The organism is Agrobacterium sp. RC10-4-1, from assembly GCF_014138475.1.
GTDB lineage: Bacteria > Pseudomonadota > Alphaproteobacteria > Rhizobiales > Rhizobiaceae > Agrobacterium > Agrobacterium pusense.
On the sequence record NZ_JACJIT010000004.1, the window covers coordinates 197,276 to 218,992 of the forward strand.

Sequence of the window (21,717 nt, forward strand, 5' to 3'; positions counted from 1 at the left end):
CGCAGATGCCAAGCTATCCAAAGGTCAAATTGTGCATTGCGGCAAACGCAAATGCGTTGCTTTTGGCCTCGTCGATCGAAGCAATTCAATCTCGGTCAACGCGCGGTTAAAGGAAAGCATTGCAATCTCGGGCGTCCCTCTGCAAACCTGTTTACAGTGCGGCAGGGGCGCGGCGCAGAATGCTTGGTCAAGGGGAAAAACAGCATTTCGGATATGCCGAAACGATGCAGGGAAACGCCCCCGGCACGGTGGATATCCTGTTTCCGCTGCAGCGGACCGTCGCCGTCGCGATCCCTGTTCTGCCGCCTCTGGTCGACAGGCCCGAACCCGGCGTTTCCGTTTCTCGAAAAGTTGCCGTCTGGCTGACGGAAGAACGCGCATTCGGGCACGATTTTCTTTTCGTACCCGTTGTCATCGGTTGCGGAGCGATCCTCTGGTTTTCTCTCGACACCGCGCCTTCCTTGCCCCTTCTGATCGTCGCATTTTTAGTCGCGGCCCCACTGGCGCTTCTCAACCGATACCGCCTTGATACGGTGGGAAGGGCGTGCAGCCTTGTCGCCCTCTTGTTGCTCGGCATGCTTTTTGCGGAACTGGAAACCCGCCGTGCGGCGACCATCCTTCTGGACACGCCGGTCACCACCACGCTCACCGGCAAGGTGGTGCGCCGGGAGGTGGATGCGCGGGGCGACTGGCGGTATCTGGTGCAGCTCCACTCCACTGAAGCACCGTCACTAACGCGTCTGCCGGGGAGGGTGTCGCTCCTTGCGCGCGGTGGCGGCGACGCCATGCCGATCGGCGCGACCATACGCGGCAAGGCACGGCTCTCTCCACCGTCCGGACCGGCTTTGCCGGGATTGAACGACTTTGCCTTTTCATCTTATTTCCGGGGCATCGGTGCGACAGGCTTTTTTTACCAGCCGCCCCAGGCGGTGGCGACGGCGGACCTTGGGGCCGAGGGTTGGCTGGAGATGGCCGACATGTGGCTTTATCGCCTGCGTGCCGCCATCGCCGAGCGCATTCGCACGACGATCGGCGGCGATGCGGGTGCCTTTGCTGCATCCATCGTCACCGATGAGAGACAAGCCATATCGCCGAAAACCATGGAGGCACTGCGGGTCTCGGGGCTGGCTCATATCGTTGCCATATCCGGGCTCAACATGGCCTTGGCATCAGGCATCTTCTTTGTCGGCATGAGGCTCGCATTCAGCCTGTTCCCAGCCTTTGCCCAGCGATGGCCGGTCAAGAAGATATCCGCCTTCGCAGCGCTCCTGATGACACTTTGCTACTATCTGATTTCCGGTTTCGCAGTTTCCGCCGAGCGGGCCTGGCTGATGATGTCCGTGATGCTGATTGCGGTGCTCTTCGATCAGCCCTCGCTCAGCCTGAGAAATGTTGCGCTCTCCGCCCTCGTGATACTGGCGCTGTCCCCGTCGGAAGTGATGGGTCCAAGCTTTCAGATGTCTTTTGCCGCAACGATCGCGCTTGTTTCTGCCTATGCGGCCTGGAGCCGCTGGCGCATTGACCGCGAGCGTCTTTTTAGAGGGCGAAAACCGGCTTGGGTGACGGTAGCGCAAACGGCAGGTGCCGTGATCGGCGGCGTTATCACAACGTCGCTGATCGGTGGGCTTTCGACAGCAATCTATTCTGCCGAACATTTCCAGCGTGTCACCACCTATGGACTTTTTGCCAATCTCGCCGCCACGCCGCTCATGTCGCTGATCGTCATGCCCTTCGGTCTGATTGCCATGCTGCTGATGCCGTTCGGGCTCGACGCGCCATTCCTGAAGGTCATGGGCCATGGCATGGCGCTGGTCATAGAGGTCGCGGACGAAGTCGCCTCCTGGGGTGGCAGCGCCGCGACCGGACGTCCGCATGGCTGGTTCATCGGCATCGCCTCGGCTGGCTTCCTGCTGCTGACCCTGCTGCGCAGCCGCCTTGCGCTTTTGGGCATTCCGCCTTTGCTGCTTGCCTTCGGCCTCTCGGCAGCGACATCTCAGCGCGATCTGCCCGATCTCCTCGTTCATGAAGACGGTTCTCTGGTCGCGCTTCTGGACGAGAACAAGGTTTACGCCACAAAAACCCGGCCGCATGGCTTCATCTATGACCAGTGGCAAAGGGCGCTGCTGCTTCCGGAGAAACCGCTCGCGCCCGTTATCCTCAGACAAGACGTTCCAACCGCGTCCGGCATCGCACTCACCAGGAAATCAAAGCTCACGCGGGACGAAATAAAGGCTGTGGGACGAGACATGGTGGCTGCGTTGAAGGATGCAGCGCCTGGAATTTTTACATGCAAGTCAGGTCGCTGGTGCGTGGCGCGTGCGGAAAGCGGCGAATGGATCATCGTACTGGAAGACGGCCGCCTCGCCGGAAAGGCATGTGACATTGCCGACATCGTCATTGTTTCCCGCAGAACGTCGTTTGCACAGTGTCGCTCGGGCGCGTTACTCCTCAACCGCGACATATTGCGGCGCATCGGTTCCGTGGAGATAGACTTCGCGAGGAGCGATCAGCCCGGCGTTGTCGGTCGGCTACGGGCGTCGACCGCGGGCGCAAACCGCCCGTGGAGTGAACATCGATATTATGACTGGAAAACCGGACGTTTCGACCGGGAATTGCCTGAAACGATCACCCGTCTGCTGGCGGCGTCGCAATGATCGCCGCCAGCACGGATCGTCAGGCCTTTGCGCGTAGATCCGTCGTCAATTCGCCGATTCCGGCGATCTCCTCTTCATGTGCCGCGTCACGCCAGGTCTCCTTCAGTCCCGCCTCATACCATTCGCGCATGGACGGCAGAGCGAGCAGTCGCTCACAATAGGCTTTTGCCGCAGGAGAAAGGTCTGCGCCATACGTCTGGAAACGGAATGCCACAGGGCAGTAGAAGGCATCCACCGCCGTGAACTTCTGACCGGCGAGATAGGGACCGCCGAAATTCGACAGGCCCTCGCTCCACAACGCATCGACACGCTTTATATCCGCCGCAAGCCCGGCATCGCTGACGTTCGGTCTGACACGAACGCCAACGGACATGGGGTAGAGATTGCGAAGGGACGAAAATCCCGCATGCATTTCGCTTGCTGCCGACCGCGACCAGGCTCTCGCATGCTTGTCGCTTGCCCATACCCCTTGATGACGTTCGGCAAGATATTCGGCAATCGAGAGTGACTCCCAAATCGTCACGCCATCATCGACGAGGCAAGGCACCTTGCCAGTTGGGGAAAAGGTGGAGAATGACACGCCTTCACCAAACGGGACGAGTTTCTCCTCGAAGGCGATACCGAGCGTGCGCATCAGGACCCATGGCCTCAGCGACCAGGAGGAGTAATTCTTGTTGGCGATATAAAGATCGTACATTGCGGGTCTCCTGACTGTGAAGCGGGTTTTTATACCAGCGGCCCGGCCCGGAATATCGCAAAGAATCCATCGCTCCCATAACGCCAATTGATGGGTGGGGCGCCATCCCTGCCGACGTCCTCTGGCAAAGCCGCCTTCGCCGCCATTAAAAAGAAAAGGCGCATCACTCGAGTGGAATGACGCGCCGTTCATCTTGAAGGCCTGGTTTATCGCTCATCGACCGCTCCGGCCTTATCCGGACCGGCAGCAGCATCAATGATACCGGCGGATCAGCCCTACCAGCTTGCCCTGGATTTTAACCCGATCAGGTCCGAAAATGCGGGTCTCATAGGCAGGGTTTGCGGCTTCAAGTGCGATCGAGGCGCCTTTGCGACGGAAGCGCTTCAGCGTCGCTTCCTCGTCATCCACCAGCGCCACGATGATATCGCCGGGATTGGCGGTGTTGCCGTTGCGAATGATGACGGTATCGCCATCGAAGATGCCGGCCTCGATCATCGAATCGCCCTTGACCTCGAGCGCGTAATGTTCACCCGAGCCAAGCATGTCCACCGGAACCGCCACGTCATGCGTATTGTTCTGAATGGCTGAGATCGGCACACCGGCAGCGATCCGGCCCATGACGGGCACGGTTGCCGCGCCTGCTATATCGTTCGCGGGCGCCTTGGGAGCAGGGGCGGGCTCGGGCATCTTGGGCTTGCCGAGACTGCCTTCAATAACGCTCGGCGAGAAGCCCCGTTGCGGCCTCGCACCCGGCACATAGGCCTCCGGCAGCTTGATCACTTCAAGCGCTCGCGCCCTATTAGGTAGCCGGCGAATGAACCCTCGCTCTTCCAGAGCGGTGATCAGCCGGTGGATGCCGGATTTGGAGGCAAGATCGAGTGCGTCCTTCATTTCATCGAAGGAGGGCGGCACGCCGGACTCTTTCATTCTTTCATGAATGAAGAGAAGCAATTCCTGCTGTTTGCGCGTGAGCATGAGGAAAACACCCTTGAGAATCGTCGTTGAAGTCGCGAAACAAATACAGAACGAACACTATATGTTCCATATGTGTTCCGCAATCCCCTAAAATTTCGTGAACTTGGGGCGAGAAAACAAAACGGGAATGGCACGCTAAGAACCCCGGTAGGTAAGCTGGAATGAAAATCATAAGATTTCATTGTTTTTATTAGCTTTTTTCCGAAAATTAGGCGTCGCCAGTCGCTGTATTGGCAAACCTCGATAATGCGTCGTTCTCGCGCAGCAGCTAAGTAGCCGATTACTCAGAATATATTGAGCCCCGTCTTACGATTGAATGCTCTGCGATGTCGTGATTAGGAACCTTATTGGAACCCCTATAGCAACCCAAGCTTTTCTTGTCGGTCTCGCCGGGCGGGAGTGCGAGCCTGAGACGGGCCTATCCCACTATCGTTCACGCGCCTACGATCCCTCGACCAGCCGCTTCCTTCAGGAAGATCCGATCTGGTTCAAAGCCGGTGACTTTAACGTCTACCGCTATGTCTGGAACTCGCCCGCCAATTGGACCGATCCGAGTGGAATGGCGGCAGCAGGACAATATGCGAGTACACTCGCTGTGCCAGTTGCACTGATGGGTGGTACGATTGCTACACAACGCATGCTATCCACAGCCAGTGGCACCGCGCGATATCTGGCATCCGCCGACAAGAATGCATTGAGTACGATTGGTGCAGCTATAGCATGCACCTTCTACACCCTTGCCGATGCGCTGAATACAGCGATGCAACCGAAAATGCAGATTGTCGGCGTAAGTGGTTGTGGTGTTTTGGCGCGATCGACTCCGCCAAACGAACCTCCTAAAAGGCGGACCTGCAGATGATCCGGCCGAACCGTGTGATGTCCAGTTAGATTCCAATTTAATGATGTGTAAGACAATCGCAGCCATGAAGCATGGGAAATTAAATGAAACAGGAAAGACATTTCACGAAATTTCTTGATGTTATAGGGTCAACTGATAGGATTGAGGTTGAAATTAGTTGGCCAATGAACAATGGCGATTTATACGTTTGTCGTGCGCGCGTGAGGTTCAGAGGTATTACCAAAGAGCGCAGTATCGAAGGCCTTGATGGCATCAGTTCAATTGTTAACGCGATTATATATTCTTATCTAAATGTAATGAAAATAAGTGAAGAATATGGAATCGATTATGACATTGGCGTATTGAAAGTGGATGATATTTTGCCGGTTCCTGCTAGGATTATAAGCAATTTAATGATCTTACATAAGCAACCCTGACCGAAGGTCGACCTGTTCCCAAGATCAGGACTCATTTACCGCCCTTACTTACGACGCCTTGGATAGGCTTGTCTCCCGAACGGAGGCCGCAGGCAATGTTTGGACCTACGAATATGATGTGCTCGGGGGATACCTGCCCGCGCATTTTAAAAGAGTCGACCTGAAGATAGCGGCCCGCCTTCGGGTCGTAATGGTGATATCAATTGTAGTGCAAATCGGGTTCTAGCTGGATATATTAACCGGAAATAGCTGGTTGAGCGAATTATGTTCAACGACTATGGTTTGGTGACGTCGCGGAATTCAGTCCTTTTCTTACCCATTGATCAATTTCTTCTTTAGAGTAGCCAAGTAGTAATCCTATAATTCGATCAATACCCTCATCAGGGCGTTGAATATTGTCCTGTTGGGCAACCAAGGCTGTCTTTAAAGCAGGAATGCGCCAAGCTTCCTCGGGAAGACTGTAGAAAATGTAAGTCACGCTAAAGCGAGGGTGCTCGGGATTTAGAAGTGTAAATTCTTCCATTAGGATCGATCCCTCATCAACATATGGCTGGAAGTTATCGACGGGGATTAGGTCCTTATCGCCTACCGACTCAATATAGTAGAACATTGAGAGGGGTTTTTTTCCCTCTCGCATTAGTCTCAATTCATGACCAATGATCTCTTTCATTTTAATTTCAATCAATTAGGAATTGTTGGTGCTAATCTGGAAGGTGGCCATTCTACGATTCGGCAGAGGCATTGATAGCAGGCATTCGGATATTCTGGATTTATATCCGGAGGACGATCTCGTGCTCCACATTCATAGCCATAGACACCGGGGCAATATAGGATCGGTCCCCCGTTTCGATTTTTTTAGCGCCCGTCCGGATCTACGCCCATCTAAGGTGAATTAGTTACATAGGTCCACATATTTGGTCCATCGGGCATCCCAAGAGGATCGGCCTGGAGATAGCGGCCTGTCGTCGGATCGTAGTGGCGATGCCAATTGTAGTCCAAACCGGATTCCAGTTGAAACCATTGCCCCGGAAAGCGTTGGTCGAGCGTGGCGGATCCGAGGATCGTATATGCCTCCCCATAAGGCAGGTAGGTTGCGCTCCAGACCACATTTCTTGCGCTGTCGGTCATCATGATGGGACGTTCGAGATGATCGGTATGAACCTGGTAGATCATAGCTACTTCCGTACCGGCATCTGCAACCACTGCCAAAGGCTCTCGTCAAGCCAGATATACTCCCGTCCCAGCGCGCCGTTGCCGTCATATTCCGCGATGATGTTGCCGCTGAAGTCGTAAATATAGGGAAGTGTTGTGGCGCGAGAAAATACAAACGCCTGATATCGGTCAGATGCACAGTGGCCAACAGCCGACCTTGCGTTTTCCGCCTTTAACCGGCGCTACACACCTGAAGTCACTGGCCATCCAAAAACGGTCGCGACCGATCTCGCCAACAATCCGCAGGCGGATGAAAACTGGTAAACCGTCCGCATTCAGGTGAAGCCGGAGGACTGGTGAAACCCGGTAACCTCAGCCCACTGCCGATACCGGCATCGACGCGCAGGCCGGTCATTTGCATTCCCGGCGCTCTTCGTGCTTTTGTCAGCTTCAATACCCGGCACCTGCGCCGGGCGCGTCAAAAAGGCAAGATTTATGGCTGACAGGCATCGCGTCGATCATCTCGTTCTGCCCGTTCGGGACCTTGCGGTAGCGGCCGCGCGGCTCAAGGTCCTTGGCTTTACGGTCGCGCCACAGGCTCTCCATCCTTTCGGCACGGAGAATGCCTGTGTGTTCTTCAGGGATGGCACCTATCTTGAGCCTCTGACAATTGCTGACCGGGTTAGCTATATCGCGTCGGTCGAGAGAGGCGATGTTTTTACCGGCAGGGACCAGGCATTCCGGCGATCGTACGGACAGGAAGGTTTTTCTGCCCTTGTGGCCTCCACCGCTGACGCTCGTGCCGATCACCGGAGATTCGTGGCGTCTGGCGTATCGGCCGGCGAGGTCTTCGAATTTTCGCGGCCCATGCAAATGCCGGACGGATCGTCAGGCGAGGCGGCGTTCCGGCTTGCTTTCGCGGCAAGCGGATCGGCTGCGGATTTCTTCCTCTTCAGTTGTCAACGCCTGCAGGCACTGCCGGGGGACCGTGCTGCACTGGAACGTCACCAGAACGGAGTTCTGGGCCTTCGCGAGATCGTGCTGTGTTCCGGTACGCGGAGTGACACCCACTTGATAGAAGCGGTTTTCGGCTGCAACGGCGTCGTGTCTCCGGATGGTGATGTCGTTTTCGAAACCGGCAATGCAAGGGTGAGGCTGAGTGAAAGACCCGCCCTTTCTGGCGTCGACCCGAAGGCTACGGGAAAAAGCGGTGAGGGCCTGCGCGGCATGGGCGTCGTCTTTTCCGTTGACGATCTTGCCGTGACAGCGACGGCACTTGCTGCTAATGGCGTGTCCAGCGCAGAAGCGGGCGGCCGTCTGGTGGTGCCCGCAGCACCCGGACAGGGCGTCGATTTCGCCTTCGAGGAAAAAAGATGAGCGTCACGAACAATCTCAAAGTCACCGCCGGCCAGGGCGCCAGCAAGGTTTCCTTTTGCAATAGCGAGCGTTTTTCACTGATCGCCGGCCCCTGCCAGATGGAAAGCCGGGAGCACGCCTTCATGGTTGCGGGTGTCTTGAAGGAGCTTTGTGACGGGCTCGGAATCGGCCTCGTTTACAAGTCATCTTTCGACAAGGCGAACCGCACCTCGCTTTCCGGCAAGCGTGGCATCGGCCTGGACAGTGCCATGCAGATATTTGCCGATCTCAAGAAGGAATTCGGCTTTCCGGTCCTGACCGACATTCACACCGAAGAACAGTGCGCCATCGTTTCCGAAGTGGTGGATGTGCTGCAGATCCCGGCCTTCCTCAGCCGTCAGACCGATCTTCTCGTTGCCGCCGCAAAAACCGGCCGTGTCATCAATGTCAAGAAAGGCCAGTTCCTGGCGCCATGGGACATGAAGAACGTGCTCGCCAAACTGAATGAAAGCGGCAACCCCAATGTGCTGCTGTGCGAACGCGGCGCGTCCTTCGGCTACAATACGCTGGTCTCCGACATGCGTTCTCTGCCGATCATGGCATCCCTCGGCGCACCTGTTGTCTTCGACGCCACCCACTCGGTGCAGCAGCCGGGCGGGCAGGGCGGTTCCACCGGCGGTCAGCGGGAATTTGTCGAAACGCTGTCTCGCGCAGCTGTCGCCGTTGGTGTCGCAGGCCTCTTCATCGAGACCCATGAGGACCCGGACAACGCGCCTTCTGACGGCCCGAACATGGTTCACCTGAAGGATATGCCGAAACTGCTCGAAAAGCTGCTGGCCTTCGACGCCATCGCGAAAGCCTGAGCGGCGGGCGCGGTGCCGTGCCAATCGATTTTAAATGGCGGTGGTTCCCTTTCTACGGCCTGCCGTCATTGTAATTTCTTCGCCATCGTCTAAGACAGGCGACGGAAAATATCTGTTCCATTCCCAAGGGAGAGACCATGACTGCCATTACCGATATCATCGCGCGCGAAATCCTCGACAGCCGCGGCAACCCGACCGTTGAAGTCGATGTGTACCTCGAAGACGGCTCCATGGGCCGTGCCGCCGTTCCTTCGGGCGCCTCCACCGGCGCGCATGAAGCGGTTGAGCTGCGTGATGGCGGCAAGCGTTATCTCGGCAAGGGCGTGGAAAAGGCCGTTGAAGCCGTCAACACGGAAATCTTCGACGCCATCGGCGGTTTCGATGCTGAAAACCAGATCCAGATCGACCAGATGATGATCGCGCTGGACGGCACGCCGAACAAGTCGCGCATCGGCGCCAACGCCATTCTCGGCGTGTCGCTCGCCATCGCCAAGGCTGCTGCCGAAGCCTCCGGCCTGCCGCTCTACCGTTATGTCGGCGGCCCGAACGCGCATCTGCTGCCGGTTCCGATGATGAACATCATCAACGGCGGCGCCCACGCCGACAACCCGATCGACTTCCAGGAATTCATGATCCTGCCGGTTGGCGCAGAAAACATCCGCGAAGCCGTGCGCATGGGTTCGGAAGTGTTCCATACGCTGAAGAAAGAGCTCTCCGCGCAGGGCCACAACACCAATGTCGGCGATGAAGGCGGTTTCGCTCCCGGTCTTGAAAGCGCGCCTGCCGCGCTCGATTTCATCATGAAGTCGATCGAAAAGGCCGGTTACCGTCCGGGCGAAGACATGTATGTCGGCCTCGACTGTGCATCGACCGAATTCTTCAAAAACGGCAAATACGTTCTCGAGGGCGAAGGCCGCACGCTGGAATCGGGCGCCATGGCTGAATACCTTGCTGACCTCGTTGCCAAGTACCCGATCATTTCCATCGAAGACGGCATGGCTGAAGACGACTGGGACGGCTGGAAGGCGCTGACCGATCTCATCGGCAATAAGTGCCAGCTGGTCGGCGACGATCTCTTCGTCACCAACTCCGCGCGTCTTCGCGACGGCATCAAGATGGGCGTCGCCAACTCCATCCTCGTCAAGGTCAACCAGATCGGTTCGCTTTCCGAGACGCTGGACGCGGTCGAAACCGCCCACAAGGCCGGCTACACCGCCGTCATGTCGCACCGTTCGGGCGAGACCGAAGATTCGACCATCGCCGATCTCGCAGTTGCCACGAACTGCGGTCAGATCAAGACCGGCTCGCTTGCCCGTTCCGACCGGCTCGCAAAGTATAACCAGCTGATCCGTATCGAGGAAATGCTCGGCCCTCAGGCTGCTTACGCCGGCCGTTCAATCCTGCGCGGTTAGTTTGCGTTCGGGTTTCATGATGTGGCCCGCTGCCTGGCGGGCTCGTTTAAGCGGCGAGCGGTATGGTCCGCACTCCGTCACCCCGGACTTGATCCGGGGTCCAGTGCGATCAAGTCCTTGATCGCGAAAGAGTCTTCTCACAGCGCAGACGCGCTGTGGCTGGATGCCGGATCAAGTCCGGCATGACGAGCGTTCTTTTAGCGTCCCCGCCAATCCAGCCCGCCCTCCGGCGGGCTTTTTCATGCCCAATTGCCGATTGGAATTTAAGGTCAACGGATAGTTAAACAATCCGCTCTAGTCTCAGACTCACGTTACGCGTTTTGAGGCATCTCTCCGGCATGTGGACCAGGCATCATAAAAAGAGACGATTCGGTCGGCTGATCGTTCCAGCCATTACCATCGCTTTTCTTTCCTACTTCGGTTATCATTCGATCCATGGCGATTTCGGCCTTCAGGCAACGGAGCGGCTGGAACGGCAGCGTATTACCCGGACGGCGGAGCTTGCAAAGCTGACACAGGCGCGCGTGGCGCTGGAGCGTCAGGTGGAACTGTTGAGTGACGGTTCGCTTGAACGGGACATGATCGACGAGATTTCCCGGTACCAGCTGAATATGTCCCGAACGGACGAAATCGTCATCATGAACACATATTTCTGATTAACCGAGATTAGGTTAATTCAACATTTTTGATTTATTCACAGCATCTTAGCGTGAATATGTGCCATGCGTTTAAAGCATTGCTGCATGGCGCTTTCTTGCATATGGTACGCGCCACTCTATCCATTCAAACGGCAACTCAGGGAGGGATGAATGGCGCCGCGAAAATCAGCGACCGTATCCGGCCGCAAGACAACGGCAAAGTCCGCAACCGAATTCACCGGCAAGAACAGCCCCGACTTCTCAAAGGAAGAAGAGCTTCACGCCTATCGCGAGATGCTTCTGATCCGCCGTTTTGAAGAAAAGGCCGGCCAGCTCTATGGCATGGGCTTCATCGGTGGTTTCTGTCACCTCTACATCGGCCAGGAAGCTGTCGTCGTTGGCATGCAGATGGCTCAGAAAGAGGGCGACCAGGTCATCACCGCCTATCGCGACCATGGTCACATGCTCGCCTGCGGCATGAGCGCCCGTGGCGTCATGGCCGAACTGACCGGCCGCAAGGGCGGTCTGTCTAAAGGCAAGGGCGGCTCCATGCACATGTTCTCGAAAGAGAAGCATTTTTATGGCGGTCACGGCATCGTCGGTGCCCAGGTGTCGCTCGGCACCGGCCTCGCATTCGCCAACCGCTATCGCGGTAACGACAACGTCTCCGTGACCTACTTCGGTGACGGTGCGGCGAACCAGGGCCAGGTCTATGAGAGCTTCAACATGGCCGCTCTCTGGAAGTTGCCGATCATCTATATCGTCGAAAACAACCGTTATGCCATGGGCACCTCGACCGCCCGCGCCACCGCCCAGTCGAACTATTCGCTGCGTGGCCAGTCCTTCGGCATTCCAGGCATTCAGGTGGATGGCATGGATGTGCGCGCCGTCAAGGCAGCAGCCGATCAGGCGCTGGAACATTGCCGTTCCGGCAAGGGTCCGATCATTCTGGAAATGCTGACCTACCGTTACCGCGGTCACTCCATGTCCGACCCGGCGAAATACCGTTCCAAGGACGAAGTGCAGAAGATGCGTTCGGAACACGATCCGATCGAGCAGGTGAAAGCACGCCTTCTGGAGCAGGGCTGGGCCAGCGAAGACGAACTCAAGGCCATCGACAAGGATGTCCGTGATATCGTTGCCGACAGCGCCGACTTCGCCCAGAACGACCCCGAGCCGGATGCGTCCGAGCTCTACACCGACATTCTGCTCTGATCGGGAAAGGGAAACCCATGCCTGTAGAAATTCTTATGCCCGCCCTTTCCCCGACCATGGAGGAAGGCACGCTTTCCAAATGGCTTAAAAAGGAAGGCGACAAGGTCACCTCCGGCGACGTGATCGCGGAAATCGAAACCGACAAGGCGACCATGGAAGTGGAAGCCGTGGATGAAGGCGTCATCGGCAAGCTGCTGATCGATGCAGGCACCGAAGGCGTCAAGGTCAACACCCCGATCGCCGTGCTCATCCAGGAAGGCGAAAGCGCCGACGACATCTCTTCCTCTGCCAAGAAGGAAGAGCCGAAGGCCGAAGCTGCCAATTCCGGTTCTGATGCCGCTGGCGGCAAGACCCGCGAAGCGACCGAAGAGCCGAGCGCTTCCAAGGAAGCCGCGAAGGTTCCGGCAGCGCCCAAGATCGAGGTTGCCGCTGACCCGGACATTCCGGAAGGCACCGAAATGGTGATGACGACGGTGCGTGAAGCGCTGCGTGACGCCATGGCCGAAGAAATGCGCGCCGATGAAAAAGTCTTCATCATGGGTGAAGAAGTCGCCGAATATCAGGGCGCCTACAAGATTACCCAGGGCCTGCTGCAGGAATTCGGCGAGCGCCGCGTCATCGACACCCCGATCACCGAACACGGCTTTGCCGGCATCGGCGTCGGCGCAGCCATGACCGGCCTGAAGCCGATCGTCGAATTCATGACCTTCAACTTCGCCATGCAGGCGATCGACCAGATCGTCAACTCGGCAGCGAAGACCCTGTACATGTCGGGCGGCCAGATGGGCGCGCCGATGGTGTTCCGTGGTCCTTCGGGTGCTGCTGCCCGCGTTGCGGCCCAGCACTCGCAATGTTACGCCGCATGGTACAGCCATATTCCGGGCCTCAAGGTTGTCATGCCCTATACGGCTGCCGATGCGAAGGGTCTTTTGAAGGCCGCCATCCGTGATCCGAACCCCGTCATCTTTCTCGAGAACGAAATTCTCTACGGCCAGAGCTTCGAAGTGCCGAAGCTCGATGATTTCGTGCTGCCGATCGGCAAGGCGCGCATTCATCGCAAGGGCAAGGACGCAACCATCGTTTCCTTCGGCATCGGCATGACGTATGCGGTGAAGGCTGTTGCGGAACTCGAAAAGCTCGGCATCGACGTCGAACTGATCGACCTGCGCACCATCCGCCCGATGGACCTGCCGACCGTTATCGAATCGGTGAAAAAGACAGGCCGTCTCGTCACTGTCGAAGAAGGCTTCCCGCAGTCATCGGTCGGTGACTTCATCTCCAACCAGGTCCAGCGCGCTGCTTTCGATTATCTCGACGCGCCGATCCTGACGATTGCCGGCAAGGACGTTCCGATGCCTTACGCGGCCAATCTGGAGAAGCTGGCGCTTCCGAATGTCGATGAAGTCGTCCAGGCCGTCAAAACCGTCTGCTACAAGTAAGGGGAGGCGTTTCGATGCCTATCAACATCACCATGCCTGCCCTTTCTCCGACGATGGAAGAGGGCAATCTGGCCAAGTGGCTGGTCAAGGAAGGCGACAAGGTCGCACCCGGTGACGTGATCGCCGAGATCGAGACCGATAAGGCGACCATGGAAGTGGAAGCCGTCGACGAAGGCACCGTTGCCAAGCTGGTCGTTCCGGCCGGCACGGAAGCCGTCAAGGTCAATGCCCTCATCGCAATCCTCGCCGCCGATGGCGAAGATGTGGCCGAGGCGGCAAAGGGCGGCGATGCCGCTCCTGCCAAGGCTGAGGCAAAGACGGAGGCCCCCAAGCAGGACGCCGTCAAGGCGGAAGCGCCGAAGGAAGAGGCTGCCCCGGCGAAGGCTGAAAAGCCGGTTGCCGACCAGCCCGCCGCCTCGTCCACGCCAGCGCCGGTTGCAAAGTCCGGCGAGCGCATCTTCGCTTCGCCGTTGGCACGTCGTCTCGCCAAGGAAGCCGGTCTCGACCTTTCGGCCCTTTCCGGTTCCGGCCCGCATGGCCGTATCGTCAAGACCGACGTCGAAAAAGCTGCTGCTTCCGGCGGTGCAAAGGCTGCTCCCGCCGCTGCTGCATCCGCAGGCACACCAGCTCCGGCGCTTGCCAAGGGCCAGTCGGACGAAGCCGTTCTCAAGCTGTTCGAAGAAGGCTCCTATGAGCTCGTGCCGCATGACGGCATGCGCAAGGTCATTGCCAAGCGTCTGGTCGAATCCAAGCAGACCGTTCCGCATTTCTACGTTTCGGTCGATTGCGAACTGGATACGCTTCTGGCGCTACGCGCCCAGCTCAACGCCGCTGCCCCTGAAAAGGACGGCAAGCCGGCCTACAAGCTGTCGGTCAACGACATGGTCATCAAGGCGCTGGCGCTGGCGCTTCGTGACGTGCCTGACGCCAACGTCTCCTGGACGGAAAGCGCCATGGTCAAGCACAAGCATTCGGATGTCGGCGTTGCCGTTTCCATTCCGGGTGGCCTGATAACGCCGATCATCCGCAAGGCCGAGCAGAAGTCGCTCTCCACCATCTCCAACGAGATGAAGGACTACGGCAAGCGCGCAAAAGAGCGCAAGCTGAAGCCTGAGGAGTATCAGGGCGGCACGACCGCCGTGTCCAACATGGGCATGATGGGCGTCAAGAGCTTCTCCGCCGTCATCAACCCGCCGCATGCCACCATCCTTGCGGTCGGCGCGGGTGAAGAACGCGCTGTCGTCAAGAATGGCGAGATCAAGATCGCCAACGTCATGACGGTTACGCTCTCCACCGACCACCGTTGCGTCGATGGCGCGCTCGGAGCCGAACTGATCGGCGCCTTCAAGCGCTACATCGAAAACCCGATGGGCATGCTGGTTTGATCGGAGAGTAAGATGGTGAAGTCGGTCCTCTGCTTTGGCGATTCCCTCACCTGGGGATCAAATGCGGAAACGGGTGGCCGGCATAGCCATGACGATCTTTGGCCGAGCGTCTTGCAGAAGGCGCTCGGTCCTGACGTGCATGTGATTCACGAAGGTCTGGGTGGTCGCACCACCGCCTATGACGACAACACCGCCGATTGCGACCGCAACGGCGCGCGGGTTCTTCCGACGTTGTTGCACAGCCATGCGCCGCTGGATCTGGTGATTGTCATGCTCGGCACCAACGACCTGAAGCCGTCAATCCACGGATCGGCGATCGTTGCCATGAAGGGTGTCGAACGGCTGGTGAAGCTCACGCGCAACCACATCTGGCAGGTGCCGGACTGGGAAGCGCCTGACGTGCTGATCGTCGCACCGCCGCAGCTGTGTGAAACGGCCAATCCGTTCATGGGCGCGATCTTTCGTGATGCGATCGATGAATCGGCGATGCTGGCGTCCGTTTACCGGGACCTTGCCGACGAGCTTGATTGCGGCTTTTTCGATGCGGGTTCCGTCGCCCGAACGACGCCGGTGGATGGCGTTCATCTCGATGCTGAAAATACGCGGGCCATCGGGCGGGGGCTGGAGCCCGTCGTCCGCATGATGCTCGGACTTTAAGAACAATTCCCGGTCGTGGCGCTGCTCGCGACCCGATAGGACAAGGCAGGATTTCCAATGGCTCAATCATATGACGTCATCATCATCGGTTCGGGACCGGGCGGTTACATTGCCGCGATCCGCGCAGCCCAGCTCGGCATGAAGGTTGCCGTCGTGGAGCGTGAGCATCTGGCCGGCATCTGCTCCAACTGGGGCTGCATTCCCACCAAGGCGCTGCTGCGCACCGCCGATGTCATGCACACCGCCACCCACGCCAAGGATTACGGCCTGACGCTGGAAGGCTCGATCAAGCCTGACGTCAAGGCAATCGTGGCGCGCTCGCGCGGCATTGCAGCCCGCATGAACAATGGCGTCGGTTTCCTGTTCAAGAAGAACAAGGTCGATATCATCTGGGGTGAAGCCAAGATCACCAAGCCGGGCGAAATCGTGGTCGGCAAGTCCACCAAGCCGGTGGTGCAGCCGCAGGGTCCGGTTCCGAAGAACACGCTGGGCGAGGGTACTTATACAGCCAAGCACATCATCGTCGCCACGGGCGCCCGCCCGCGCGCGCTGCCCGGCATTGAGCCCGATGGCAAGCTGATCTGGACCTATTTCGAGGCAATGAAGCCGGAAGAAATGCCGAAGTCGCTGCTCGTCATGGGCTCCGGCGCGATTGGCATCGAATTCGCCAGCTTCTACCGCACCATGGGCGTGGACGTGACCGTTGTCGAAATCATGAGCCAGGTTATGCCTGTCGAAGATGCGGAAATCTCCACCTTCGCCAAGAAGCAACTCGAAAAGCAGGGCATGAAGATCCATCTGGAAACCAAGGTTTCCAAGGTGGAAAAGGGCGCAAACTCCATCACCGCGACGCTGGAGAAGAAGGACGGTTCTTCCGAAAAGATCACGGCTGATCGCATGATCTCTGCCGTTGGGGTCGTTGCCAATATCGAAGGCATCGGCCTCGAAGCTGCCGGCGTGAAGACCGATCGCGGCTTTATCGTCATCGACGGCTACGGCAAGACCAACGTTCCCGGCATCTACGCCATCGGCGATGTCGCAGGTCCGCCGCTGCTTGCCCACAAGGCTGAGCACGAGGCTGTCATCTGCGTCGAAAAGATCGCCGGTCTGCCGAATGTTCACCCGATGGACAAACTGAAGATTCCCGGCTGCACCTATTGCAACCCGCAGGTCGCTTCTGTCGGTCTCACCGAAGCCAAGGCCAAGGAACAGGGCCGCGATATCCGCGTCGGCCGCTTCTCCTTTGCGGCGAACGGCAAGGCTGTCGCGCTGGGTGAAGATCAGGGCATGGTCAAGACCATCTTCGACAAGAAGACCGGCGAGCTGCTCGGCGCGCATATGGTCGGGGCGGAAGTGACCGAACTCATCCAGGGCTTCGTCGTCGCTATGAATCTGGAGACGACAGAAGAAGATTTGATGCACACGATCTTCCCGCATCCGACCATTTCGGAATCGATGAAGGAAAGCGTGCTCGATGCCTATGGACGTGTGCTTAACGCATAAGTGCCGCGTGATGCCCGGCATTGTCTAACCATGCCGGGTGTCCCATATGTCTCGATACAGCCTTAAGGCGGGCTGTTATTTCAGGGAGCGTGGGAATGGAAAGTGTAGGCTGGATTGCAGCAATCATCATCGGCGGTCTCGCCGGCTGGCTCGCCGGCAAGCTCATGGACATGCGTTTCGGCATTTTCATGAACATTGTCCTTGGCATTGTCGGTTCGGTGGTCGCTGTTGCGGTACTGCGAACCTTCGATGTTTTCGTGCAGGATAGCAGGCTCGGTTATTTCGTTACCGCCTTCATCGGCGCAAGCCTGTTGCTGTTCGTGGCTAAGCTCGTGCGGCGCTGACAAGGCGTCGTGACCGGAAGGGGCTTACGCTTTTTCTGGAATTGTTCTAAAGCATCGCACCAAAGATGTCTGGATCGCCAAGGGCGATGGAAGCAGGTTTTTATGGTCACTATTCTCGACAGGACGTCGTCTGACGAAAAGCGTATCCGCCACCCGGAAAAGGCGCACAAGCCTGATACCGAGGTGATGCGCAAGCCCGAATGGATCCGCGTCAAGGCGCCGACCTCCAAGGGTTACCACGAGACGCGCGAACTGGTGCGCAGCCACAAGCTGGTGACCGTGTGCGAGGAAGCCGGCTGTCCAAATATCGGCGAGTGCTGGGACAAGAAGCACGCGACCTTCATGATCATGGGTGAAATATGCACCCGTGCCTGCGCCTTCTGCAACGTCGCGACCGGCAAGCCCAATCCGCTCGACATGAATGAGCCGGAAAATGTCGCCAAGGCCGTCAAGCAGATGGGACTTTCCCACGTCGTCATCACCTCCGTCGACCGTGACGATCTCGCCGATGGCGGTGCTGAACATTTCGAAAAGGTGATCTGGGCAATCCGCGCAGCCTCTCCCACGACCACAATCGAAATCCTCACGCCCGACTTCCTGAAGAAGCCCGGCGCGCTGGAACGTGTCGTTGCCGCAAAGCCCGACGTCTTCAACCATAATCTGGAAACGGTTCCGGGCAACTACCTCACGGTCCGCCCGGGTGCGCGCTATTTCCACTCGGTGCGCCTTCTGCAACGGGTGAAGGAACTCGATCCCACCATGTTCACCAAGTCGGGCATCATGGTTGGCCTCGGTGAAGAGCGCAATGAAGTGCTGCAGCTGATGGACGATCTGCGCAGCGCTGACGTCGACTTCCTGACCATCGGCCAGTACCTGCAGCCCACCCGCAAGCACCACAAGGTCGAGGCTTTCGTGACGCCGGAGGAATTCAAGTCCTACGAGACGGTGGCTTACACCAAGGGCTTCCTGATGGTTTCGTCGAGCCCGCTGACCCGTTCTTCCCACCATGCCGGTGACGATTTCGAACGCCTGCGTGCGGCACGCGAAAAGAAGTTGCTGGCGGCTGCGGAGTAAGCGACGCAAAGGTTCGCCAATACGGCATTGAGATTTGAAGTCTTCATGTTCTCACCATCGTCATGCTCGGGCCTGCCCCGAGCATCTGCAACCTATGGAAATGACAATGGGTGATTAGATCCTTGGGATATTCCCGAGGATGACGGTGCGTGAGACGCGGCGCCTGTGGATCAATACAATAGTCTTGACCCTCAGGCCGATCACGCCGCAACCTTTTCAGGCCTGTGCGCCCGCATGCAGAGCACGACGCTCAGCACGACCGAGCAGATCGCCAGGACCTCGACCAGCGTCGGGCCACGCCCTTCCCAGAGAAAACCGTAAAGCAGCGCAAACAGCGTTTCAAACAGGATCATCTGCCCAACCATGGTAAGCGGCAGCATGCGGCTCATACGGTTCCAGAAGGCATTGCCGAGGATGGACGCGGTGAAGCCGAGCCCGGCGGCGATGGCGACGAAATACAGCCAGTCGCCCGTGCTGTGGCTTTCTCCACCCAGTGCGAAGGCGGGGATGGCGAGCGCCAGCGCAAGCCCGCCGGTCACTACACCCGTCATCATGTTCCAGTCATCGGCGCTCACATCGTGAAGGCGCGACAGCCAGCGGGCATTGCCTACGGCGAAAGCCGTCCATGAAGCCAGCGCCCCGAGCGCGCAGGCAAGGCCGATGACACGAGAAATATCCAGACCCGCATCGTTTTCCGTCAGCGACTGCCATGAGATGCCGAGAATGCCTATCGCGCCGAAGGCAAGCGATGGCCATAGCCGCTTCAGCGATACGGCGCCGTGGTCGCGGCTGCCGATGATGGTAACGGCAACAGGCAGGAAGCCGATGATGATTGAGGTGAAGGCGACGCCGCTCAATTTCACCGCGGTCGAGATGAAAACATAGTAGGCGATGTTGCCGATCATGCTCAGCCAGCCAAGCGCTAACCATTCGCGCGCGCCAAACCGCGCCGACACTTGTTTGAGGCGTGGCCCGATAATGACCAGCGAAATCAGCCCATAGGTCAGGTAGCGCGCCGTGGAAAGCTGCAGGGCGGAAAAATCCGGCACGAGTTTCGGAGCGAGAAATATCCCGCCCCAGAGCGCACCCGCCATTATGCCGTAAAAAACACCGAGACCAGTCCTGTTCATGTCCATCACATCCGCATTCACATTTGTCAGCGATGTGCCACAGGCGGTTGCGGCTGTCTTGACAAAAACTCCTGACGAATGTGAGCGTTCTAATGAATGCCGTGGCGGCGGCGATACGCGGCGGGGGTCTCTCCCACCGCAAGGCGCATGGCTCGTGTCAGCGCCGTCTGGTCGGAAAAACCGGACCTAAGCGCGATTTCGGAAATCGGCACGACGGAGTTGCTGAGCAGGGCGCACACCTTCTCCATGCGCAACCCGGAAAGCCACCGATGCGGCGGAACACCGAATTCTTCGAGAAACAGCGTATGCAGGCGGCTGTCGCTGAGCGTCATGCAAGAGGTCAGCATCTCGATCGTCCACGGAAAGAAGGGCTCGGCCCTCACGACTTCGCTCAGCTTTCGCAGGCGCCGGCGCACATCGCTCTTGTTGTTGGCAAGACTGTCAACCAGCAGCGGCGCCCAAATGGCGGCAATATCGTCGCGGCGTCCATCCGTTCCAACCACGCTGTGCATATAGGCGATCAATTGACGTGTCTCAGGCGCAATATCGAGAAAGGGCGCGTGAGCGAATTTTTCAAGCGTCTGTTCGGGAATCACGCATTCATCGATATCCACCACCAGCGAATGATTGATGGCCGTGGCTTCCTGGGTATGCGGAAGATCGCGGTGGATAAAGACGCCGCGCCCGATGGACAACTCATCTTGCCGTCCTGCCACATCGATACGCAGGCAACCCGAGACCGGCAGAACGATCTGAACGAATGCGTGTCGCTCCTTCGGTCTTTCCTGTCTGTAGGTTCTGATGTCGGCTGATGCGGCTGTCATGACGCTGTCGTTTCCATTGGGCAAAGAAACGGCCGCCTGGAAAAGCGGCCGGTTTCATTGGGTGATTATGACATTGTCTCGAAGATTGGGCCAGCCGGCTTTATCGGTCGGCCAGGCGCCGGCAATTAACAGTCTTCCTTGGCGGTCGATTCGCCGCGCTTGCGCTTGCGCAGAACCGGCTTGTTTTCTCTCGCCTCGCATTTGGCGACGTCGATCAGATAGGCGAGCACAGGCATGCCGTTCATCGATGCAAGCTGTTTGGCGGATTCGAGAAGGTTGATGATGTTGGAAAAATCGTCCATCGGCTCACTCAGTGGCTCAAAGCGGTTATGTGTCGGGTCTGAACCCAAGGATGAATAGGCTGGGCGAAATAGGGAGCTTCCAGCGCCGTTGCATCCAATGGGTGTAATATTAGTCGCAAATAAATAGCAATCCCCCGCAAGGGGTTGCAATAGTCAATTTTCCGTAACTGCCATGCGCCACCCGGATATCGATTGAAAGCAATCGCCAGATGGGAGAGGGGCGCGCAGCGCTCGAATGGGGCTCAGAATATGCCAAACTACCTCGAAAAGGCGGATGATGCGGCCGCCATCATCGCTGGCGCGCAACGCATCATGATCGTCGGCTGTTCCGGCGGTGGCAAGTCCACGCTCTCGCGCAAGCTCGTGCGGCGCTTTGGACTGGAATATATCTCGATGGACCGGGAGATTTTCTGGCTTCCGGGCTGGCAACTGCGCCCGCGTGCGGAACAGCGTGAAAGGATCGCGGACTTCGTTGCGGGCGAGCGGTGGTTGATGGATGGCAGCAATCCCTCGTCGTTTGATCTGCGTCTGCCGAGAACCGATATCGTGATCTGGGTTCGCATGCCGCGCTGGCTCTGTCTCTGGGGTGCCACCAGCCGAATCGTGAAAGGCTACGGCAAGGCGCGACCGGAAATGGCGCAGGGCTGCCCTGAGCGACTGGACCGCGAATTCCTGCGCTATATCTGGAATTTCGAGCGGCGACACGCACCACTTTTCGAGCAGAATTTCGACCTCTATGGGCCGGATGTGCCGGTATGGCAGCTGAAAAGCCGAAAACAACTCCGCCGCCTTCTTGATCTTCTGCACATCGAGGATTAACTG

22 protein-coding genes are annotated in these 21,717 nt (G+C 57.9%); 15 read left to right on the plus strand and 7 right to left on the minus strand.

Features of this window, described 5'->3' with window-relative positions; genetic code table 11:
- Positions 1 to 179: 179 nt before the first annotated feature.
- Positions 180 to 2,654, plus strand: a complete 2,475-nt coding sequence (locus FHW77_RS12590) for a ComEC/Rec2 family competence protein (RefSeq protein ID WP_234942494.1) — start codon at positions 180 to 182, stop codon at positions 2,652 to 2,654.
- Between the two features lie 19 nt (positions 2,655 to 2,673).
- On the opposite strand, the gene FHW77_RS12595 is transcribed toward FHW77_RS12590, so the two are convergent.
- Together FHW77_RS12595 and lexA are read right to left on the minus strand one after the other, a co-directional pair.
- Positions 2,674 to 3,351, minus strand: a complete 678-nt coding sequence (locus FHW77_RS12595) for a glutathione S-transferase family protein (protein ID WP_004441586.1) — start codon at positions 3,349 to 3,351, stop codon at positions 2,674 to 2,676.
- Between the two features lie 252 nt (positions 3,352 to 3,603).
- Entirely contained in the window at positions 3,604 to 4,326 is a 723-nt protein-coding gene (gene lexA / locus FHW77_RS12600) for a transcriptional repressor LexA (protein WP_004441588.1), read from the minus strand.
- 316 nt (positions 4,327 to 4,642) lie between these two features.
- Here lexA and FHW77_RS26965 point away from each other — a divergent pair, with 316 nt between their 5' ends.
- Both FHW77_RS26965 and FHW77_RS12610 read left to right on the plus strand, forming a co-directional pair.
- Positions 4,643 to 5,185 (plus strand): RHS repeat-associated core domain-containing protein, encoded by a 543-nt coding sequence (locus FHW77_RS26965; RefSeq protein WP_081859337.1) that lies wholly within the window; start codon positions 4,643 to 4,645, stop codon positions 5,183 to 5,185.
- Between the two features lie 83 nt (positions 5,186 to 5,268).
- Entirely contained in the window at positions 5,269 to 5,601 is a 333-nt protein-coding gene (locus tag FHW77_RS12610; protein WP_034495722.1) for a hypothetical protein, read from the plus strand.
- A gap of 268 nt (positions 5,602 to 5,869) precedes the next feature.
- Here FHW77_RS12610 and FHW77_RS12620 read toward each other — a convergent pair whose 3' ends face one another.
- On the minus strand, positions 5,870 to 6,271 hold the full coding sequence (locus tag FHW77_RS12620) for a hypothetical protein (protein WP_044458780.1): 402 nt from the start codon (positions 6,269 to 6,271) through the stop codon (positions 5,870 to 5,872).
- Positions 6,272 to 6,483: 212 nt separating this feature from the next.
- Complete coding sequence (locus FHW77_RS12625; RefSeq protein ID WP_034495721.1) at positions 6,484 to 6,774, minus strand: RHS repeat-associated core domain-containing protein; 291 nt, start codon at positions 6,772 to 6,774, stop codon at positions 6,484 to 6,486.
- A gap of 474 nt (positions 6,775 to 7,248) precedes the next feature.
- Between FHW77_RS12625 and FHW77_RS12630 the strand changes: the two genes are divergently transcribed.
- From FHW77_RS12630 to lipA, 11 genes are all read left to right on the plus strand, one after another.
- Positions 7,249 to 8,130 carry a VOC family protein gene (locus tag FHW77_RS12630; protein WP_004441594.1) on the plus strand — a complete coding sequence of 294 codons (882 nt, stop codon included), beginning with the start codon at positions 7,249 to 7,251 and terminating at the stop codon, positions 8,128 to 8,130.
- On the plus strand, positions 8,127 to 8,972 hold the full coding sequence (gene kdsA, locus FHW77_RS12635) for a 3-deoxy-8-phosphooctulonate synthase (RefSeq protein WP_004441596.1): 846 nt from the start codon (positions 8,127 to 8,129) through the stop codon (positions 8,970 to 8,972). The genes FHW77_RS12630 and kdsA overlap by 4 nt, the downstream gene beginning before the upstream one ends.
- Before the next feature lie 137 nt (positions 8,973 to 9,109).
- Positions 9,110 to 10,384, plus strand: coding sequence for a phosphopyruvate hydratase (gene eno, locus FHW77_RS12640; RefSeq protein ID WP_004441599.1), 1,275 nt, complete (start codon positions 9,110 to 9,112; stop codon positions 10,382 to 10,384).
- Between the two features lie 338 nt (positions 10,385 to 10,722).
- Positions 10,723 to 11,040 carry an FtsB family cell division protein gene (locus FHW77_RS12645; RefSeq protein ID WP_004441601.1) on the plus strand — a complete coding sequence of 106 codons (318 nt, stop codon included), beginning with the start codon at positions 10,723 to 10,725 and terminating at the stop codon, positions 11,038 to 11,040.
- 153 nt (positions 11,041 to 11,193) lie between these two features.
- The gene (pdhA, locus tag FHW77_RS12650; RefSeq protein ID WP_004441604.1) at positions 11,194 to 12,237 is read left to right on the plus strand and encodes a pyruvate dehydrogenase (acetyl-transferring) E1 component subunit alpha; all 1,044 of its coding nucleotides are present in this window, start codon (positions 11,194 to 11,196) and stop codon (positions 12,235 to 12,237) included.
- A gap of 17 nt (positions 12,238 to 12,254) precedes the next feature.
- On the plus strand, positions 12,255 to 13,676 hold the full coding sequence (locus tag FHW77_RS12655) for a pyruvate dehydrogenase complex E1 component subunit beta (protein WP_004441606.1): 1,422 nt from the start codon (positions 12,255 to 12,257) through the stop codon (positions 13,674 to 13,676).
- A 14-nt stretch (positions 13,677 to 13,690) separates the two neighbouring features.
- Positions 13,691 to 15,061, plus strand: coding sequence for a pyruvate dehydrogenase complex dihydrolipoamide acetyltransferase (locus tag FHW77_RS12660; protein WP_004441609.1), 1,371 nt, complete (start codon positions 13,691 to 13,693; stop codon positions 15,059 to 15,061).
- Between the two features lie 12 nt (positions 15,062 to 15,073).
- The gene (locus FHW77_RS12665; protein ID WP_004441612.1) at positions 15,074 to 15,718 is read left to right on the plus strand and encodes an SGNH/GDSL hydrolase family protein; all 645 of its coding nucleotides are present in this window, start codon (positions 15,074 to 15,076) and stop codon (positions 15,716 to 15,718) included.
- Positions 15,719 to 15,775: 57 nt separating this feature from the next.
- Entirely contained in the window at positions 15,776 to 17,221 is a 1,446-nt protein-coding gene (gene lpdA, locus FHW77_RS12670) for a dihydrolipoyl dehydrogenase (protein WP_004441615.1), read from the plus strand.
- 95 nt (positions 17,222 to 17,316) lie between these two features.
- Positions 17,317 to 17,565, plus strand: coding sequence for a GlsB/YeaQ/YmgE family stress response membrane protein (locus FHW77_RS12675; protein WP_004441618.1), 249 nt, complete (start codon positions 17,317 to 17,319; stop codon positions 17,563 to 17,565).
- Positions 17,566 to 17,667: 102 nt separating this feature from the next.
- Positions 17,668 to 18,639, plus strand: a complete 972-nt coding sequence (lipA, locus tag FHW77_RS12680; RefSeq protein WP_004441621.1) for a lipoyl synthase — start codon at positions 17,668 to 17,670, stop codon at positions 18,637 to 18,639.
- 200 nt (positions 18,640 to 18,839) lie between these two features.
- On the opposite strand, the gene FHW77_RS12685 is transcribed toward lipA, so the two are convergent.
- The 3 genes from FHW77_RS12685 to FHW77_RS12695 all read right to left on the minus strand — a co-directional run bounded on the left by FHW77_RS12685 (position 18,840) and on the right by FHW77_RS12695 (position 20,895).
- A complete protein-coding gene (locus FHW77_RS12685) occupies positions 18,840 to 19,769 on the minus strand; it encodes a DMT family transporter (protein WP_004441623.1) in 930 nt (309 codons plus the stop codon).
- Positions 19,770 to 19,858: 89 nt separating this feature from the next.
- A complete protein-coding gene (locus FHW77_RS12690) occupies positions 19,859 to 20,593 on the minus strand; it encodes a helix-turn-helix transcriptional regulator (RefSeq protein WP_004441626.1) in 735 nt (244 codons plus the stop codon).
- Between the two features lie 125 nt (positions 20,594 to 20,718).
- The gene (locus FHW77_RS12695) at positions 20,719 to 20,895 is read right to left on the minus strand and encodes a hypothetical protein (RefSeq protein WP_003496171.1); all 177 of its coding nucleotides are present in this window, start codon (positions 20,893 to 20,895) and stop codon (positions 20,719 to 20,721) included.
- A gap of 249 nt (positions 20,896 to 21,144) precedes the next feature.
- Here FHW77_RS12695 and FHW77_RS12700 point away from each other — a divergent pair, with 249 nt between their 5' ends.
- Positions 21,145 to 21,714, plus strand: coding sequence for a P-loop NTPase family protein (locus FHW77_RS12700; protein WP_004441631.1), 570 nt, complete (start codon positions 21,145 to 21,147; stop codon positions 21,712 to 21,714).
- Positions 21,715 to 21,717: the final 3 nt, after the last annotated feature.

What these genes read in the sequence shown, in the direction of transcription:
- FHW77_RS12590 (WP_234942494.1), top strand. Translation starts at nt 180, where the DNA reads ATGCTTGGTCAAGGGGAAAAACAGCATTTCGGATATGCCGAAACGATG.
- FHW77_RS12595 (WP_004441586.1), bottom strand. Translation starts at nt 3,351, where the DNA reads ATGTACGATCTTTATATCGCCAACAAGAATTACTCCTCCTGGTCGCTG.
- lexA (WP_004441588.1), bottom strand. Translation starts at nt 4,326, where the DNA reads ATGCTCACGCGCAAACAGCAGGAATTGCTTCTCTTCATTCATGAAAGA.
- FHW77_RS26965 (WP_081859337.1), top strand. Translation starts at nt 4,643, where the DNA reads ATGCTCTGCGATGTCGTGATTAGGAACCTTATTGGAACCCCTATAGCA.
- FHW77_RS12610 (WP_034495722.1), top strand. Translation starts at nt 5,269, where the DNA reads ATGAAACAGGAAAGACATTTCACGAAATTTCTTGATGTTATAGGGTCA.
- FHW77_RS12620 (WP_044458780.1), bottom strand. Translation starts at nt 6,271, where the DNA reads ATGAAAGAGATCATTGGTCATGAATTGAGACTAATGCGAGAGGGAAAA.
- FHW77_RS12625 (WP_034495721.1), bottom strand. Translation starts at nt 6,774, where the DNA reads ATGATCTACCAGGTTCATACCGATCATCTCGAACGTCCCATCATGATG.
- FHW77_RS12630 (WP_004441594.1), top strand. Translation starts at nt 7,249, where the DNA reads ATGGCTGACAGGCATCGCGTCGATCATCTCGTTCTGCCCGTTCGGGAC.
- kdsA (WP_004441596.1), top strand. Translation starts at nt 8,127, where the DNA reads ATGAGCGTCACGAACAATCTCAAAGTCACCGCCGGCCAGGGCGCCAGC.
- eno (WP_004441599.1), top strand. Translation starts at nt 9,110, where the DNA reads ATGACTGCCATTACCGATATCATCGCGCGCGAAATCCTCGACAGCCGC.
- FHW77_RS12645 (WP_004441601.1), top strand. Translation starts at nt 10,723, where the DNA reads ATGTGGACCAGGCATCATAAAAAGAGACGATTCGGTCGGCTGATCGTT.
- pdhA (WP_004441604.1), top strand. Translation starts at nt 11,194, where the DNA reads ATGGCGCCGCGAAAATCAGCGACCGTATCCGGCCGCAAGACAACGGCA.
- FHW77_RS12655 (WP_004441606.1), top strand. Translation starts at nt 12,255, where the DNA reads ATGCCTGTAGAAATTCTTATGCCCGCCCTTTCCCCGACCATGGAGGAA.
- FHW77_RS12660 (WP_004441609.1), top strand. Translation starts at nt 13,691, where the DNA reads ATGCCTATCAACATCACCATGCCTGCCCTTTCTCCGACGATGGAAGAG.
- FHW77_RS12665 (WP_004441612.1), top strand. Translation starts at nt 15,074, where the DNA reads ATGGTGAAGTCGGTCCTCTGCTTTGGCGATTCCCTCACCTGGGGATCA.
- lpdA (WP_004441615.1), top strand. Translation starts at nt 15,776, where the DNA reads ATGGCTCAATCATATGACGTCATCATCATCGGTTCGGGACCGGGCGGT.
- FHW77_RS12675 (WP_004441618.1), top strand. Translation starts at nt 17,317, where the DNA reads ATGGAAAGTGTAGGCTGGATTGCAGCAATCATCATCGGCGGTCTCGCC.
- lipA (WP_004441621.1), top strand. Translation starts at nt 17,668, where the DNA reads ATGGTCACTATTCTCGACAGGACGTCGTCTGACGAAAAGCGTATCCGC.
- FHW77_RS12685 (WP_004441623.1), bottom strand. Translation starts at nt 19,769, where the DNA reads ATGAACAGGACTGGTCTCGGTGTTTTTTACGGCATAATGGCGGGTGCG.
- FHW77_RS12690 (WP_004441626.1), bottom strand. Translation starts at nt 20,593, where the DNA reads ATGACAGCCGCATCAGCCGACATCAGAACCTACAGACAGGAAAGACCG.
- FHW77_RS12695 (WP_003496171.1), bottom strand. Translation starts at nt 20,895, where the DNA reads ATGGACGATTTTTCCAACATCATCAACCTTCTCGAATCCGCCAAACAG.
- FHW77_RS12700 (WP_004441631.1), top strand. Translation starts at nt 21,145, where the DNA reads ATGCCAAACTACCTCGAAAAGGCGGATGATGCGGCCGCCATCATCGCT.